Source organism: Mesorhizobium sp. ES1-4 (assembly GCF_020164745.1).
In the GTDB taxonomy this organism is placed as follows: domain Bacteria; phylum Pseudomonadota; class Alphaproteobacteria; order Rhizobiales; family Rhizobiaceae; genus Mesorhizobium.
This window is the reverse complement of record NZ_JAIUGV010000026.1, coordinates 1-15,074: the sequence shown is the minus strand read 5'-3', so window position 1 is coordinate 15,074 and position 15,074 is coordinate 1. Positions and strand designations below refer to the sequence as shown.

General features: G+C 63.1%; 12 protein-coding genes and 1 pseudogene. 8 read left to right on the top strand and 5 right to left on the bottom strand.

All coding sequences use genetic code 11. From position 1 onward, the window contains the following. Positions 1-9 precede the first annotated feature (9 nt). The 3 genes from LB556_RS29670 to LB556_RS29660 all read left to right on the top strand — a co-directional run bounded on the left by LB556_RS29670 (position 10) and on the right by LB556_RS29660 (position 3,031). A complete protein-coding gene (locus LB556_RS29670) occupies positions 10-1,374 on the top strand; it encodes an Nramp family divalent metal transporter (RefSeq protein WP_224571053.1) in 1,365 nt (454 codons plus the stop codon). Between the two features lie 49 nt (positions 1,375-1,423). Beyond that, entirely contained in the window at positions 1,424-2,293 is an 870-nt protein-coding gene (locus LB556_RS29665) for a protein-L-isoaspartate O-methyltransferase family protein (protein ID WP_224571052.1), read from the top strand. A gap of 87 nt (positions 2,294-2,380) precedes the next feature. Then, positions 2,381-3,031, top strand: coding sequence for a dihydrofolate reductase family protein (locus tag LB556_RS29660; protein WP_224571051.1), 651 nt, complete (start codon positions 2,381-2,383; stop codon positions 3,029-3,031). Between the two features lie 134 nt (positions 3,032-3,165). Here the strand turns inward: LB556_RS29660 and LB556_RS29655 are convergent, their stop codons facing one another. Continuing rightward, positions 3,166-4,035, bottom strand: coding sequence for a LysR substrate-binding domain-containing protein (locus LB556_RS29655; RefSeq protein ID WP_224571050.1), 870 nt, complete (start codon positions 4,033-4,035; stop codon positions 3,166-3,168). Between the two features lie 95 nt (positions 4,036-4,130). Between LB556_RS29655 and LB556_RS29650 the strand changes: the two genes are divergently transcribed. Beyond that, positions 4,131-4,730, top strand: coding sequence for a LysE family translocator (locus LB556_RS29650; RefSeq protein ID WP_224571049.1), 600 nt, complete (start codon positions 4,131-4,133; stop codon positions 4,728-4,730). Positions 4,731-4,881: 151 nt separating this feature from the next. Here the strand turns inward: LB556_RS29650 and LB556_RS29645 are convergent, their stop codons facing one another. Further along, positions 4,882-5,676 (bottom strand): SDR family NAD(P)-dependent oxidoreductase, encoded by a 795-nt coding sequence (locus tag LB556_RS29645; RefSeq protein ID WP_224571048.1) that lies wholly within the window; start codon positions 5,674-5,676, stop codon positions 4,882-4,884. 212 nt (positions 5,677-5,888) lie between these two features. Here LB556_RS29645 and LB556_RS29640 point away from each other — a divergent pair, with 212 nt between their 5' ends. Beyond that, positions 5,889-6,344 carry a MarR family winged helix-turn-helix transcriptional regulator gene (locus LB556_RS29640; RefSeq protein WP_224571047.1) on the top strand — a complete coding sequence of 152 codons (456 nt, stop codon included), beginning with the start codon at positions 5,889-5,891 and terminating at the stop codon, positions 6,342-6,344. A gap of 24 nt (positions 6,345-6,368) precedes the next feature. Here LB556_RS29640 and LB556_RS29635 read toward each other — a convergent pair whose 3' ends face one another. Next, a complete protein-coding gene (locus LB556_RS29635; RefSeq protein WP_224571046.1) occupies positions 6,369-7,547 on the bottom strand; it encodes an MFS transporter in 1,179 nt (392 codons plus the stop codon). Between the two features lie 193 nt (positions 7,548-7,740). Here LB556_RS29635 and LB556_RS29630 point away from each other — a divergent pair, with 193 nt between their 5' ends. The 3 genes from LB556_RS29630 to carB all read left to right on the top strand — a co-directional run bounded on the left by LB556_RS29630 (position 7,741) and on the right by carB (position 12,782). Next, the gene (locus LB556_RS29630) at positions 7,741-8,097 is read left to right on the top strand and encodes an ArsR/SmtB family transcription factor (protein WP_224571045.1); all 357 of its coding nucleotides are present in this window, start codon (positions 7,741-7,743) and stop codon (positions 8,095-8,097) included. Between the two features lie 202 nt (positions 8,098-8,299). Beyond that, positions 8,300-9,064 carry an SH3 domain-containing protein gene (locus LB556_RS29625; RefSeq protein ID WP_224571043.1) on the top strand — a complete coding sequence of 255 codons (765 nt, stop codon included), beginning with the start codon at positions 8,300-8,302 and terminating at the stop codon, positions 9,062-9,064. A 214-nt stretch (positions 9,065-9,278) separates the two neighbouring features. Continuing rightward, positions 9,279-12,782, top strand: a complete 3,504-nt coding sequence (carB, locus tag LB556_RS29620; RefSeq protein WP_224571041.1) for a carbamoyl-phosphate synthase large subunit — start codon at positions 9,279-9,281, stop codon at positions 12,780-12,782. A gap of 125 nt (positions 12,783-12,907) precedes the next feature. Here the strand turns inward: carB and LB556_RS29615 are convergent, their stop codons facing one another. Further along, positions 12,908-14,299 carry an ATP-binding protein gene (locus LB556_RS29615; protein ID WP_224571036.1) on the bottom strand — a complete coding sequence of 464 codons (1,392 nt, stop codon included), beginning with the start codon at positions 14,297-14,299 and terminating at the stop codon, positions 12,908-12,910. Between the two features lie 235 nt (positions 14,300-14,534). After that, positions 14,535-14,922: pseudogene (locus tag LB556_RS31955) on the bottom strand (Rid family hydrolase). Positions 14,923-15,074: the final 152 nt, after the last annotated feature.

Sequence of the window (15,074 nt, the reverse complement as noted above, 5' to 3'; positions counted from 1 at the left end):
AGCCCTTTCATGTTAGAAGCAGAAGCCACAGCCACCCGACCGGCATGGGGGTTCGCCAAGCGGGACGAGGAGGACCAGCCCAGCCTGCGCGAGGTCAACTCCACCATCGCCGTGCCGACGTCGGGCGTGTGGTTCCGCCGGCTGTTCGCCTTCATGGGGCCCGGCTACATGGTCTCGGTCGGCTATATGGACCCGGGCAACTGGGCGACCGATCTCGCCGGCGGGGCGCAGTTCGGCTACACGCTTTTGTTCATCATCATGCTGTCCAACCTGATGGCGATCCTGCTGCAGGCGCTGGCCGCCCGGCTTGGCATCGCCACCGGCCGCGACCTCGCCCAGGCCTGCCGCGCCTACTATCCGCGTCCAGTCAACTTCGTGCTGTGGATCGCCTGCGAGCTCGCCATCATCGCCTGTGACCTCGCCGAGGTCATCGGCACCGCGATCGCACTGCAGCTCCTGTTCGGCATTCCGCTGATCGGCGGCGCCATGCTGACCGCGCTCGACGCTTTCCTCGTGCTGCTCTTGATGAACAAGGGGTTCCGCTATCTCGAAGCCTTCGTCGTCGCGCTTCTGATCATCATCTTCAGCTGCTTCGCCATCCAGATCTTCGTGGCTGCTCCGCCGGCCGGCTCGATCCTGCATTCGATGTTCGTGCCGTCCTCCGAGATCGTCACCAACCCGGCGATGCTCTACATCGCCATCGGCATCATCGGCGCCACGGTGATGCCGCATAATCTCTATTTGCATTCCTCGATCGTGCAGACCCGCGCCTATGAGCGCACCGAGGCGGGAAAACGCGATGCCATCAAATGGGCGACGACGGACTCCACCATTGCCCTTATGCTGGCGCTGTTCGTCAACGCCGCCATCCTGATCGTGGCGGTGGTCGCCTTCCACGATACCGGCCACCAGGACGTCGCCGAGATCGACCAGGCTTTCAAGCTGCTGTCGCCGCTGCTTGGCCTGGGCATCGCCTCGATCCTGTTTGCCGTGGCACTGTTGGCCTCGGGCCTCAACTCGACGGTGACGGCAACGCTCGCCGGCCAGATCATCATGGAAGGGTTCCTTCGGCTTCGCATACCCAACTGGGCACGGCGCCTTTTGACGCGCGGCCTGGCCATCATTCCGGTGGTGGCCGTCACCGCGCTCTATGGCGAGAAGGGCACCGGTCAGTTGCTGGTCTTCAGCCAGGTGGTGTTGTCCATGCAACTGCCTTTCGCGGTCATCCCGCTGGTGCAGTTCGTCTCCGACAAGAAGAAGATGGGCAACCTCGCCATTCCGCGCGGTGTGGCGGCATTGGCCTGGGTCGTCGCGGCGGTAATTCTGGTGCTCAATTTCAAGCTGCTCTACGATACCATGTCCGGGATGGGGTGAAGACCGGGGCATACCCAGGGCGCCGGGTCGCGCTATCTTCCGGGGCGTCATGACCAATATCGAAGACGCCAGGGAGTTCTACGCAAGGCTGATGGCGGCCAACGCGGCCTCACCGGACCCGCGCCTGGAAGAAGTTTTCGCCAGCGTGCCGCGCGAGGCCTTCCTCGGCCCCGGGCCATGGACGATCGTCGCCGGGAAAGGCCAGATAACGACGCCGAGCGCCGATCCGGTCCACCTCTACCAGAACGTGCTGGTAGCGCTCGATGCGGACAAGGGCATCAACAATGGCGAGCCCTTTCTGCACGCCATGTGGATCGGGAAAATCGCGCCGAAGCCCGGCGAGTCTGTCACCCATATCGGCGCCGGCAGCGGTTATTACACGGCGCTGCTGGCCAATCTGGTTCTGCCCGGCGGAACCGTCACCGCTTTCGAGCTCGACAAAGACCTGGCCGGCCGTGCGCGAAAAAATCTTGAAGCCTACGGCAACGTCGCCGTCGTTCATGGCGACGCCGTCACGTCGCCCCTGCCGCCATCCGACATCATCTACGTCAATGCAGGCGTCGTCGCACCTCCGGCCGCCTGGCTGAAGGCGCTGCGCCCGGGCGGCCGCATGATCTTTCCCTGGCGCCCGGCCGAGAGCGTCCCGTTCGCAGTCATTGTCACCCGCACCGAAAAAGGTTTCGCGTGCGACCCCTTCATGCGGTCCTGGTTCATCCCTTGCGTCGGCGCCTCGACCGTGGACCCCGCCGCGAAGATCCCGACCCGCGACCAGGCCGCACGCAGCCGCTCGATCTGGCTGATCGAGGACAGGCCGCCCGACCGCACCGCAACGGCAGTCCTGGGCGATGTCTGGTTTTCGTCGCGCCACCTCGATGCGACCTCCGAGGTTGACACTTCCAGGCCTGGCCCAAAAATCTGACATGCCGTGTCGGACGGGCGACCGGTCGCCCGTCCTTGGGCTGAAGTCCGGCCGCGACGGTGCGGACGAACAAAACAGGAGCACCCCATGAGAAAGATCATCGCCGCGACGTTCGTCAGCCTCGACGGCGTCATGCAGGCGCCGGGCGGGCCGGAGGAGGATCCGGTCGGCGGCTTCGAGTTCGGTGGCTGGACCTTCCACTACTTTGACGAGGTGGCGGGCACGGCCATGGATGAATTGTTCTCCAGACCCTTTGCGCTGCTGCTCGGCCGCAGGACCTACGACATCTTCGCGGCGTACTGGCCGTATCAGAAGGATCCGATCGGCGACGCCTTCAACCCGGCGACCAAATATGTGGCCACCCATCGTCCGGATTCGTTGACCTGGCAGAACAGCGAGTGGCTTGGGCCCGATATCGTAGCCAGGCTCGGCCAGCTCAAGCAGGAAGACGGACCCGACCTGCTGATCCAGGGATCGGGCGATCTGATCCAGACGCTGCTCGCCAACGGGCTGATCGACGAGATCCGGCTGATGACCTTTCCGCTGCTGCTGGGCAAGGGCAAGCGCCTGTTCGGCGACAACGCGCTGCCCGCCGCCTTCAAGCTCACCAAGTCACTGACGTCGACCACCGGCGTCATCATGGCGACTTATGAACGCGGCGGTGAGATCAAGACCGGCTCCTTCGTGGAGGGGAAGCCGTCAGACGCCGAACTGGAGCGACGCAAGAACTGGAAGTAGCAGATTGGGCTTTTGCCTTGAACGTCTGCGCCGCCCCTCATCCGCCTGCCGGCCCTTCTCCCCGTATATACAGGGAGAAGGGCAGCGCGACGTTTCAAAGTCGATCGAACGTCGCCGTTCCCCAGTGCAACGATTCAAGCCGCCTGTCTTTGCCGGCCCAACCCATCACGAATATGCCGCGCGAACTCCAGGGCCGCCGGCCCGGCTCCGTGCCTTGGCAGATGCAGGTTGATGGCAAAATTCGGCAAGGGCGGCAGCCCCGCATCCAAGGCAAGAATATCGAGGTCGGCGGGCACGGTCGACGCCAGCCAGGCGGTTACGGCCAGGTCTGAGCGCACGGTGGCCGTCGTCGCGTCGATGTTGCCGTTCTCGAACACGCTGCGCCATTCCAGTCCGTGCTCGTTGAGCGCCGCCAGTACGGCCGGCCGGAAGGCGCAGGTATCGGCGACGATCGACACCGGCAGCGGCCGCTTGGCGCGGGCAACGCCGCCCTTGGCACCGACCCAGACCAGACGGTCGACGGCCAGGCATTCGCCTGACGTCGGGCCGACCCGCTCCTCGATCACAGCGAGGTCGATGGTTCCGGCCGCGAGTGCCGCCGCCAGTTCCGGCGAGGAGGAGCAGACCAGCGATATCTCGACCTGCGGATAGGCTTCGGCATAGGCCTTCAGCACCGGCGCCAGCAAGGTGCCGACGAGATCGTAGGGCACGCCGAGCCGCACCTGGCCGGCAACAGTGCTCCCCACCATCTCGGTCCAGATCTCGTCATTGAGGTTGAGCAGGCGCCTAGCCTTGTCGAACAGCCGCTCGCCGGAACGGGTCAGGCGCAGACCGCGCCGGTCGCGCTCGAACAGGCTGCAGCCGAACGTTTCTTCCAGCCGCCTGACCTGCTGACTGACGGCGCCCTGCGTCAGGTGCAGCGCATTCGCCGCCGCCGTCATGCTGGCCATGTCGGCGACGGTGACGAAGGTGCGCACAAGTGCGGTATCGAGATTGCGGGTCATCCTCTCATTATATATGCTAATGTCAACCATCGCAAACATTGCATTTACTAATGTAAGCCCGCGTCTATCCTGGAGCCTCCGACAAAGGACGCCCCATGCTCCAGCCTATCCTGCCGCTGATCCTGTTTGCCTTCGTGGCCACCGCCACGCCGGGCATCGCCACCACCCTGTCGACTGCTTCAGGCGCGCAGTTCGGCTTTCGCCGGTCGGTCCCGTTGATGGCCGGAAGCGCGGCCGGCCTGGCCACGGTGACGGGTGCCGCCGCCGCCGGGCTTGCCGGGCTGCTGCTTGCCGTGCCTTCGCTACAGCTCGCCATGAAGATTGCCGGCTCGCTTTACCTCGCCTGGCTGGCGATCAGGATCGGCCGTGCCGGACCGCCTAATCTCGATGTGACGATGGCCAGGCCGAACAGCTTCTTCGGCGGCGCCGGCATCCAGTGGATGAACCCTAAGGGTTGGGCGATGGGGCTGGGCGCCGCTGCCTCCTTCGCCGCGCTGGCCGACGGGCCGGGGCAACTGGCGCTGCTGCTCGGCTCGACCTTCGGTCTGACCGCAGCCGTCTCGCTGTCCATATGGTGCGTTGCCGGCATGGTGCTGGCGCGGCTGCTCAAGACCGAATGGCAATGGCGCGCGCTGAACATCGTGCTGGCGCTGGTGCTGGCGGCGTCCATCATCCCGATGTGGCGCACGGCCTAGGGGCACAGCCCTCCTTCCTCCCCCCCACGGACGTGGGGGCAGAGGTGGCTCGGCGAAGCCGAGACGGAGTGGGGGACTGGCGTGGCGATGCTGGGTTTTCAGCGGCATTCGCCCTACGAAGCCCCACTCCGTCCGCTTCGCCCCTGTTTGGTCAGGCCGCGTAGCGCGCGGCCGGCTTGTCGGCGTGCAGGCTGCCATAGAAGGCCTGCCGGGCGCCAAGGAATGCGTCCAGCTTGGCCGCGTCGGCAAGTGCCGGAACGGTGACGGCTTCGCCTTTGGCCAGGCCGACAAGGGCGGCGTCGACCAGATCGTCGGCATTCATGATGATTTCCTTCGGCAACTGGTCGATGTCGCTGCCGGCAAGTTCCCAGAAATCGGTCCGGGTCGCGCCCGGCAGGACCACCTGTACCTTGACGCCGGTGCCCGCGACCTCGCGATGCAGGGCCTCGGTGAAGTTGACGACATAGGCCTTGGTGCCGCTGTAGATGCCGCCGAACGAGCTGTCATAGGCGAGCACCGAGGCGATGTTGACGATGGCGCCGCGGTTGCGCGCCAAGAGCCCCGGCAGCACGGCACGGGTCAGGCGGGTGAGCGCCACGACATTGACCTTGATCATGCGCTCGGCCGCGTCGGCATCGGCGGTTGCCACCACCTGCTGGCCGCCAAGGCCGGCATTGTTGACCAGCAGCGTCACGCTGTCGTCAGCCGCTATAGCCTGTTCGACGCGGCGGACGTCAGCGTCGTCGGACAGGTCCGCCGCGATCACGCTGACATTACGGCTATACGCATAGCGCAGCTTCTCGGCCAGTTCCTGCAGCCGGTCGGCGCGTCGTGCCACCAGGATGAGGTCGTAGCCCTGCCCCGCCAGCCGGTCCGCATAGACCGCGCCGATACCCGATGAAGCGCCGGTGACGACCGCCGTGCCCTTGTTTGCCTGTCCGCTCATGGTCCTGTTCCTTCTGTCTCGAATTGTTCGCTTCGACCTGGCTGCGGTTGTCGTGGGCATGCGCCCTTCGGTTCGCAGCAAGCCGTCTGATTGATTTAGTGGCATATGCCACTTCCAGGAAATAGGCATATGCCACTATCTTGTCAATGCGCGCATCCGGGATTATTTATCAGGCAGCCGCCGCAGGGTCGTCGCGGCCGAGGACCACCACCATGTCGAAAGAAGCCGTGTCCGGACTAGCGCTCTGCAACAACGCCATGCTGCGCCGCGCGACGCGCAAGATTGGCCAGCACTATGACGATGTGCTGGCGCCTTCGGGCCTCAAGGCCACGCAGCAGGGCCTGCTTTACCAGATCCATGTCGGCAACGAGCCGGCCATGGGCGCCATCGCGACGTCCCTGATCATGGACCTGTCGGCGCTCGGCCACACGTTGAAGCCGCTGATCCGCGACGGCTATGTCGAGACCTTCGCCGACGCCGCCGACCGCCGCGTCAAACGGGTGCGGCTGACGCCGCGAGGTCTGGCCAAACTCGATGAGGTGATGAAGCTGTGGCAGGTCGCCCAGCAGCGCTTCGAGGATGTGGTGGGCAAGGAAAAGGCGGCGAGGTTGCGCGCGGTGCTGGATGAGATCGCCGCGGTGGATTTCAACGAGACGCCGGCCGGTTGAACCGGCCGGCGCTTCGATAGCCGTTCATTCGGCCGGCATCGCCACCGGTCTGGCAAATGCCCGTCCGGCAAGCACGATGCCGAGCCCTATGACCGGGAAGGCCGCGGCGACCAGGCCGAGATCGGCCGGCGCGCCGTAGCGCAGCACCGCCCCGCCGGCCACCGCGCCGAGCGCCACGCCGAGATAGAGCGCCGAGGCGTTGAGCGACAGCACGATCGGGGCCGCGTCGGGCGCCAGCTTGATGATGCGGCTGGCCTGCGCCGGCGGGAAGGCCCAGCCGACGATGCCCCACGGCACCATCATGCCCATCAGCGCCGGCCCGGCGAGGTGATGCGGCAGGAAGGTCGGGATCAGCGAGAAGGTGACGAGCATGGCGGCGCTGAGCGCCAGCGACCAGGCGACGGTGCGCGTCGCGCCGAAGCGATCGGCGGCCTGGCCGCCGGCAATATTGCCGATGACGGCGCCGGCGCCGAAGGCGAGCAGCATGCCCGGCAGCGCGATCGGCGCCAGCCCGGCGCCTTCGATGGCCAGCGGCGCGATGAAGCTGAACACGGTGAAAGCGCCGATGAGGGCAAGCGTCGTCGTCACCAGGATCGGCATCACGCCGGGTCGCATGGCCGCCGCCAGCCGGCGCGTCAGCGGCAGTCTGGTGCCGACGATGCCGCGCGGCAGCCGGTACCACAGGATCGCGCCGGCGAGCGCGCCAAGGCCGGCAATGGCGTAGAAAGTGCCGCGCCAGCCGGCGATGGCCGCGACCAATGCGCCGAGCGGCGCACCGACGGCGACCGCCACCGTGGTGCCGCCGACGACGACTGCGATGGCGCGCGCCCGGTGATGGTCGTCCACGAGCGCCACCGCGGTGCCTTGCGCGGTCGCCGCGAACAGGCCCGACGACAGCGCCATGATGATGCGCGCGACCAGCAGCACTTCGAAGGAGGAACTCATGGCGGCGACGACATTGCCGATGACGAAGAACACCAGCGTCCACAGGATGACGCGGCGCCGGTCCCATTCGCCGGTCAGCGTCGCCAGGATCGGCGTGCCGATCGCATAGGCGAGCGCGAAGGCGGTGATCAGCGAGCCGGCGAGCGGCACCGAGATGCCGGCGTCGCTGGCGATGTCGGGCAGAAGGCTGGAGATGACGAAGCCCTCGGTCGAGATCGCAAACGATCCGAGCGCAAGCCAGAAAATCCGCTTGTCCATGGCACGTGTCCTTAGTTCAAAAGTTATTGAACAATTGGACATAAAAGGGCATGATGTCAATGAAGCCAGGCGAAAATAGCGCAACCATGCTGACAGCCCTGTGTCAGGACGGTCTGGACAGGAGAAACAGTGTGTACGGGACGAGCAGGATCGACGCGTTGAAATCGGCCCCCACTGTGCTTAGGTTCCAGCCATGACCTTGCCACACCCGAATGCGGACCAGATCAGCCTGCCCATCGTGCTCAGCGTGCTCGGCGACCCGACGCGGCTCGCGATCGTGCGCTATCTCGCCAGCAAGGAAGGCGTGCCGCTGAACTGCAGCCGGTTCCTCGACCTCGCCTCCAAGACCAATCTCAGCTACCACCTCGCCAAATTGCGCGAGGCAGGCGTCACCCGCGCCGACGTGGTCGGCACCAACCGCATGATCACGCTCCGCCGCGCCGATCTCGACGCCCGCTTTCCCGGCCTGCTCGACAGCGTCATCGCCGCGGCGGTGCACGATCCCGCCCTGCCGGCCGTCGGCGGTCATGACATCGAAGTGTCGGCCTGACCGTCGTTCATGCCGGGCTGAACGTTCGCGTTCATGCCGGGCTGAACGTTCGCGTTTCATGCCGGGGACTTGGACAGGCGTGACAAATCTCGGTTGCAGACATGACGCGGCGCCGTCGCCTATAAAACCCGCTTCGTATGCGGCAGCGTTTCTGGGTCTGGCGGTGCCATTGGTAATGCTATCTATCGCCTGCGGCCGAGTGATGAGGCGCCGAATTTCGTTCCGCAAAGCGCTCTACGCATTGATTGCCGCGCCGCTGCTGCTGGCGGCATTCGCCGCCCATGCCGAAGAGGCGCCGTTCATTTCCGTCGTCACCGGGCTGGCGCCCGACGACCTGCTCAATGTCCGTGCCCAACCATCGCCGATCGGCAAGACCGAGGCTCGCCTGCCCGCCGGCGCGAGCGTCAGGAACCTCGGCTGCAACGATATTGACGGGCATCCCTGGTGCAAGATCGTGTCGGACAATCCCCAGGCAACTGGCTGGGCCCCCGCGCGCTATCTGGTGCCACTCAATCCGGCGACGGCGCCCGACCAGGCGACGGACGCCGTTGGCAGCGAAGCCGGTGCGGCGTCCGATGCACCCGACCTGACCGCCCGGCTGGGTGACTCAAGCCAACCGGCCAGCCCCGAGACCACGCCGAAATCCGCGGCGGAGATCGCCATGCAGGATGCCTATGGCCTCGCGCTGGCGGCGAATGGAACCCTGCAAATTCCCTGCGCCCGCTATGTTGGACAGCCCATGGCGTCTTGCGCGGCCACCGTGACGCGCAAGGGCACTGACAAGGCCGACGTGACCGTGGCCTGGCCGGATGGCGGCAGCCGCGTCATCTCCTTCGATGCCGGCCTGCCGGCAAGCTCGGACGCCGGCAGCGACTTCCGCTTCACCCGCGAGGGCGGTCTCAACATGATCCGCATCGGCGTGTCGGAGCGCTTCGAGATCACGGATACGGTGGCGCTGGGGGATTAGGCACGCTCCAAAGGTCGGCGGGACAGCGGGGGGCGCGAAGGAATGAGGCGCTTGTTGCTAAGAGCCACACAACCCCTCATTTTCGGGGTTACATCGGGCAAAACTCTTCCCTATAAGGCCCTCCTAGCCTGATACCAGAATCGCGAGCACAACCGGCCGGGTCTTCCCGTCCCGGTTTTTTGTGCAAGCCCGCTGCCGAACGGAATTCACAGACATGCCAAGACGCACCGACATCAAGTCGATCCTGATCATCGGGGCCGGCCCCATCGTCATCGGCCAGGCCTGCGAGTTCGACTATTCCGGCACCCAGGCCTGCAAGGCGCTGAAGGAAGAGGGCTTCCGCGTCATCCTGGTCAATTCCAACCCGGCCACCATCATGACCGACCCGGAACTGGCCGACGCCACCTATATCGAGCCGATCACCCCCGAAGTGGTGGCCAAGATCATCGCCAAGGAGCGGCCGGATGCGCTGCTGCCTACCATGGGCGGCCAGACCGCGCTCAACACAGCCCTGTCGCTGCGCCGCATGGGCGTGCTCGAGCGCTACCAGGTCGAGATGATCGGCGCCGACGCCCATGCGATCGACAAGGCCGAGGACCGGGCGCTGTTTCGCGAGGCGATGAAGACGATCGGGCTCGAAACGCCGAAGTCGATGCTGGCCAACGCCACCGACGTCAAGAACGCCGACCGCAAGACGCATGAGGCCGAGCGCGCCGCGCTGAAGGCCGAAAAGCCCGACAATCTCGACGCCGCGCTCGACGCGCTGGAAACCCGCTGGAACCTCGGCGAAGGCGACCGCAAGCAGCGCTACATCAGCCACGGCATGGCGATCGCAGCACAAGCGCTCGACCATGTCGGCCTGCCCGCCATCATCCGCCCGTCCTTCACCATGGGCGGCACCGGCGGCGGCATCGCCTACAACAGGGCCGAGTTCTACGACATCGTCCAGTCCGGCCTCGACGCCTCGCCGACCACCGAAGTGCTGATCGAGGAAAGCGTGCTCGGCTGGAAGGAGTACGAGATGGAGGTCGTCCGCGACAAAGCGGACAATTGCATCATCGTCTGCTCGATCGAGAACATCGACCCGATGGGCGTGCATACGGGCGACTCCATCACCGTCGCCCCGGCGCTGACCTTGACCGACAAGGAATACCAGATGATGCGCAACGCCTCGATCGCGGTGCTGCGCGAGATCGGCGTCGAGACCGGCGGCTCCAACGTTCAGTTCGCCGTCAACCCGGCCGATGGCCGTCTCGTCGTCATCGAGATGAACCCACGCGTGTCGCGCTCGTCGGCGCTGGCCTCCAAGGCGACCGGTTTCCCCATCGCCAAGATCGCGGCCAAGCTTGCCGTCGGCTACACGCTGGACGAGCTGGAGAACGACATCACCGGCGGCGCCACGCCCGCCTCCTTCGAGCCGTCGATCGACTACGTGGTGACCAAGATCCCGCGCTTTGCCTTCGAAAAATTTCCCGGCGCCGAGCCGGTGCTGACCACCGCCATGAAGTCGGTCGGCGAGGTGATGGCCATCGGCCGCACCTTCCAGGAGTCCTTGCAGAAGGCGCTGCGCGGCCTGGAGACCGGCTTGACCGGTCTCGACGAGATCGAGATCCCCGGCCTCGGCCATGGAACCGCAGTCGCCAGCCATGCCGACGACCGCAACGCCATCCGCGCCGCACTCGGCACGCCGACGCCCGACCGGCTGCGCATGGTGGCGCAGGCGATCCGCATGGGCACCTCCCTGGAAGACGTGCACGCCATGTGCAAGATCGACCCGTGGTTCCTCGAGCAGATCGCCGGCATCGTCGCCATGGAAGCGCGCATCCGCGAGCATGGTATCCCCATCGATGCCGTCAATTTGCGCATGCTCAAGGCCATGGGCTTCTCCGATGCCCGGCTCGCCTCGCTGACGAAGACCGACGCCGAAGTCGTTCAGAAGATTCGTGAAAAGCTCGACGTTCATCCGGTTTACAAGCGCATCGACACCTGCGCGGCCGAGTTCGCCTCGCCCACCGCCTACATGTACTCGACCTACGAAGTGCCCTTCGCCGGCGCGCTCGCCAACGAGGCGCAGGTTTCGTCGCGCAAGAAGGTGGTCATCCTCGGCGGCGGCCCGAACCGCATCGGCCAGGGCATCGAGTTCGACTATTGCTGCTGCCACGCGGCGTTCGCGCTGCGCGATGCCGGCTATGAAGCGATCATGATCAACTGCAACCCCGAGACGGTCTCGACCGACTACGACACCTCGGACCGGCTCTATTTCGAGCCGCTGACGGCGGAGGACGTGCTGGAGATCCTGCGCGCCGAGCAGGCCTCGGGCGAGCTGGTCGGCGTCATCGTCCAGTTCGGCGGGCAGACGCCGCTGAAGCTGGCCGACGCACTGGAGAAGGCCGGCATTCCGATCCTCGGCACCTCGCCCGACATGATCGACCTCGCCGAAGACCGCGACCGCTTCCAGAAGTTGCTGCACAAGCTCAACCTCAGCCAGCCGAAGAACGGCATCGCCTATTCGGTCGAGCAGGCCCGCCTCGTCGCCGGCGAGCTCGGCTTCCCGCTGGTGGTGCGCCCGTCCTATGTGCTGGGCGGCCGCGCCATGCAGATCATCCATGACGAGGGCATGCTGCAGACCTACCTGCTCGACACCGTGCCCGGCCTGGTGCCGGAGGACATCAAGCAGAAATACCCCAACGACAAGACCGGCCAGATCAACACGCTGCTGGGCAAGAACCCGCTGCTGTTCGACACCTATCTCTCCGGCGCCATCGAGGTCGACGTCGACTGCCTTTGCGACGGCAAGGAAACCTTCGTCTCCGGCATTCTCGAACACATCGAGGAAGCCGGCATCCATTCGGGCGACAGTGCCTGCTCGCTGCCCGTCCACTCGCTGCCCTCGGACCTCGTCGACGAGTTGGAGCGCCAGACGGCCGCCCTTGCCCGCGCGCTCAACGTCGGCGGGTTGATGAACGTGCAATACGCGATCAAGGACGGCACGGTCTATGTGCTGGAGGTCAACCCGCGCGCATCGCGCACCGTGCCCTTCGTCGCCAAGACCATCGGCCGTCCGATCGCCAAGATCGCCGCCCGCATCATGGCCGGCGAGACGCTGGAAGACGCCTTCGCCCATTACGGCGCCATGCCCGACCCCAGAAGTCCCGGCCACATCGCGGTCAAGGAAGCCGTCTTCCCCTTCGCCCGCTTCCCCGGCGTCGACATCCTGCTCGGCCCGGAAATGCGCTCGACCGGCGAGGTCATGGGCCTCGACCGCGATTTTGCCCTCGCCTTCGCCAAGAGCCAGCTCGGCGCCGGTGTCGATCTCCCCCGCTCCGGCACGCTGTTCGTCTCGGTGCGCGACGAGGACAAGAAAGGCATCCTGCCGGCCGTCAAGCGCCTCGCCGGCCTCGGCTTCAAGGTGCTGGCGACATCAGGCACGCAGCGCTTCCTCGCCGAAAACGGCGTCGTCGCCGAAAAGATCAACAAGGTGCTGGAAGGCCGCCCCCACATCGAGGACGCCATCCGCAACCGCCAGGTCCAGATCGTCTTCAACACCACGGACGGCCAGAAGGCGGTGTCCGACTCGAAGTCGCTGCGTAGGGCAACGCTGATGCAGAAGGTGCCGTATTATACGACGCTTTCGGGGGCTGCCGCGGTGGCGGAAGCGATCGCGGCACTGAAGGCAGGTAGCCTGGAGGTCAGGCCGCTGCAGGAGTATTTTGCTTGAGGCGATTGGCTTTCTTCTCTCCGTGTACGGCGAGAAGGTGCCGGCAGGCGGATGAGGGGCAGCGCGATCCACTCGATGAAAGGCGGCTACTGACCAAACGCTGTGACCTTCAGCATTGGAAGTATTTAAGGCGTAGAAATAGTAGTCTCTTTTGCCACCTTACGCCAAGCAGATGCATTCCCTCTCTTTTCTGGAACTTGTTCAATAAGCTCTCTATGGCGAAGTCGATAAAACACCTCTTTCATTTGGTTCTCTGATCTAATCCCAGTTAGCTCTCTGGCAACAGAGTTTCGGATTTCGTCGTGAACTTCGAGGTATTTCAAAACCGCTTCCTCGGGAGTAGCCAATGGCTTGTGCCCAATTGTTACCTTAAGGTAGTTTCCAACCTCCTCGAATATAGGGGGCTGCAATCTCCATTCCTTCATTTTATCGAAAGCGGTATTTAAACCCTCCCCTAGGTCTTGATTTGGAGCGTCCTTATATCTTCTCAAACCCTTAACTATTTTAGGATTGCGACTATCGCGGACATCAAGTATATTTCTAATAGTCACGCTACCGGGTAATCTTCCAGGACTTAATATTTCTATTCGATTCTGAAATATAACTATTTGTATGTCGTCAGAAATTGAATAATCACGATGGATCATCGCATTTACGACAATTTCCCATATCGCTTCCGGAGGATACGATACCTTTGTTAGTCCAGCAGGCGTCAAAATGCTAATTCCCGACATTATCTCCGTGATACGTTTGATCGCTGCGTGAATCTGCTGATAGAGTGGCCCTCCAATCGTCTCATTTATCTTCAAATGATGGCGCTCTGGCTTTTCTTCCTTCGTGTCATAGAAAACAATCCTGGTTTCGCAACGTGTAGGAAAAACTCCTTGAGGATTATCGGCATATAGAAGGGCACCAGAGGCCAAAGGAACCCAATCTTCCTGAGCGATAAACCCTTCGTTAATTGCGTACGACAATGAATTTGGAATTATCTTAGCTTCATCGATAAATCTTTTCATCTCCGCAGAATCCACAATTACCTCGGGTTTTACCCCTTCTATTCTTCGATTCTCGTATGTTTGAGCGCCCTTAGAGAAGGCAAGCTGGGTAATCTTCTGAGGTTCTTTCAAGGGAAGGCTTTGAGCCCCCATCCGGACATAGACAGACTTGTCGGAAGTCATGCATACTTCACGGCTTTTATCGATAAATAGCCTTAAAATGTATCCGTTATATTCCAAGCAAAATAAAAACTCGTATCGAAAACCTATCGAGGGGCTCAACTCAACGATGCTTTGAATAAGCTGATTGAATTCCTCCGGATCCTTCGCGCCATCCCACCTTTTTGCTGGATCAGGACTCTCTTTGTCATCTTTGACGCCAACAACAAGCTCTCCACCGTCCGCATTAGCAAATGCCACAACGGCTTTCTGTACGCCTTTTCCTGAAATGGACCTCCCCTTTCGATCGAAGAATTGGTCCTCAACCGTCGAGGCGAGCTTGAGAATTTCCTGTTTGGACACCTCTGGTATCGCCATCATATCCCTCAAATCTGATGAAAAACGTGCCGAAAGTCGTTGGCCAAGTAGCTGAATCCAATTCCGTCATACTAGTAATTTTGATAGCTTGGCCAATGAATCGACATGTCTATCCAGCGAAGATTTGAGGATGAGTTTCATCGAAAGACAAGGGGTTTAAAAGACTTTGTCGAGCTTTCCCTTCGCCAATTCTCTTAGAAATTGATTTGCCCCGCCACCCTCACCCCACCGCCACGCACTCAATCTCGATATCAAACTCCATCGGCCACGACGCCACCGGCACGAAACTGCGCGCCGGCGGGTTCACACTGAAATACCGGGCATAGACCCGGTTGATGGCGTTGTAGAAGCCGGAATTGACGGCGTAGATGCGCACCATCATCACGTTGTCCAGCGAGGTGCCGGCTGCTTCCAGGCAATATTTCAGCGCCTTCAGCGACGCGTCGGTCTGGGTTCGATGTCGCCGCACACCATCTCGCCGGTCACCATGTCCACAGGCGGCGTCGCCGAGATGAACATGAAGCCGTTGGCCTTCACCGCCGTCGAACAGGGCAGCCGAGCGCCCGCACCTTGTCCGATATGACGGGCACTTCGATGATTTCTTTCATGGTGGTGCTCCCTGGGTTGCCGGGAAGCTTAGCGCGGCGACGACGGAACTCCAGCGCGGGTCTTCCTTCTCCCCTTGTGGGGCTGGTGCGCAATTAGCTGAGAGATTGCCGTGGGGAGCAGATCGCCACTTTTTGAGGAGAATGGGTTCTGG

Coding starts and splice junctions, on each gene's coding strand:
- LB556_RS29625 (WP_224571043.1), top strand. CDS start 8,300: ATGAGGCGCCGAATTTCGTTCCGCAAAGCGCTCTACGCATTGATTGCC.
- LB556_RS29630 (WP_224571045.1), top strand. CDS start 7,741: ATGACCTTGCCACACCCGAATGCGGACCAGATCAGCCTGCCCATCGTG.
- LB556_RS29635 (WP_224571046.1), bottom strand. CDS start 7,547: ATGGACAAGCGGATTTTCTGGCTTGCGCTCGGATCGTTTGCGATCTCG.
- LB556_RS29660 (WP_224571051.1), top strand. CDS start 2,381: ATGAGAAAGATCATCGCCGCGACGTTCGTCAGCCTCGACGGCGTCATG.
- LB556_RS29640 (WP_224571047.1), top strand. CDS start 5,889: ATGTCGAAAGAAGCCGTGTCCGGACTAGCGCTCTGCAACAACGCCATG.
- LB556_RS29665 (WP_224571052.1), top strand. CDS start 1,424: ATGACCAATATCGAAGACGCCAGGGAGTTCTACGCAAGGCTGATGGCG.
- LB556_RS29670 (WP_224571053.1), top strand. CDS start 10: ATGTTAGAAGCAGAAGCCACAGCCACCCGACCGGCATGGGGGTTCGCC.
- LB556_RS29650 (WP_224571049.1), top strand. CDS start 4,131: ATGCTCCAGCCTATCCTGCCGCTGATCCTGTTTGCCTTCGTGGCCACC.
- LB556_RS29645 (WP_224571048.1), bottom strand. CDS start 5,676: ATGAGCGGACAGGCAAACAAGGGCACGGCGGTCGTCACCGGCGCTTCA.
- LB556_RS29655 (WP_224571050.1), bottom strand. CDS start 4,035: ATGACCCGCAATCTCGATACCGCACTTGTGCGCACCTTCGTCACCGTC.
- carB (WP_224571041.1), top strand. CDS start 9,279: ATGCCAAGACGCACCGACATCAAGTCGATCCTGATCATCGGGGCCGGC.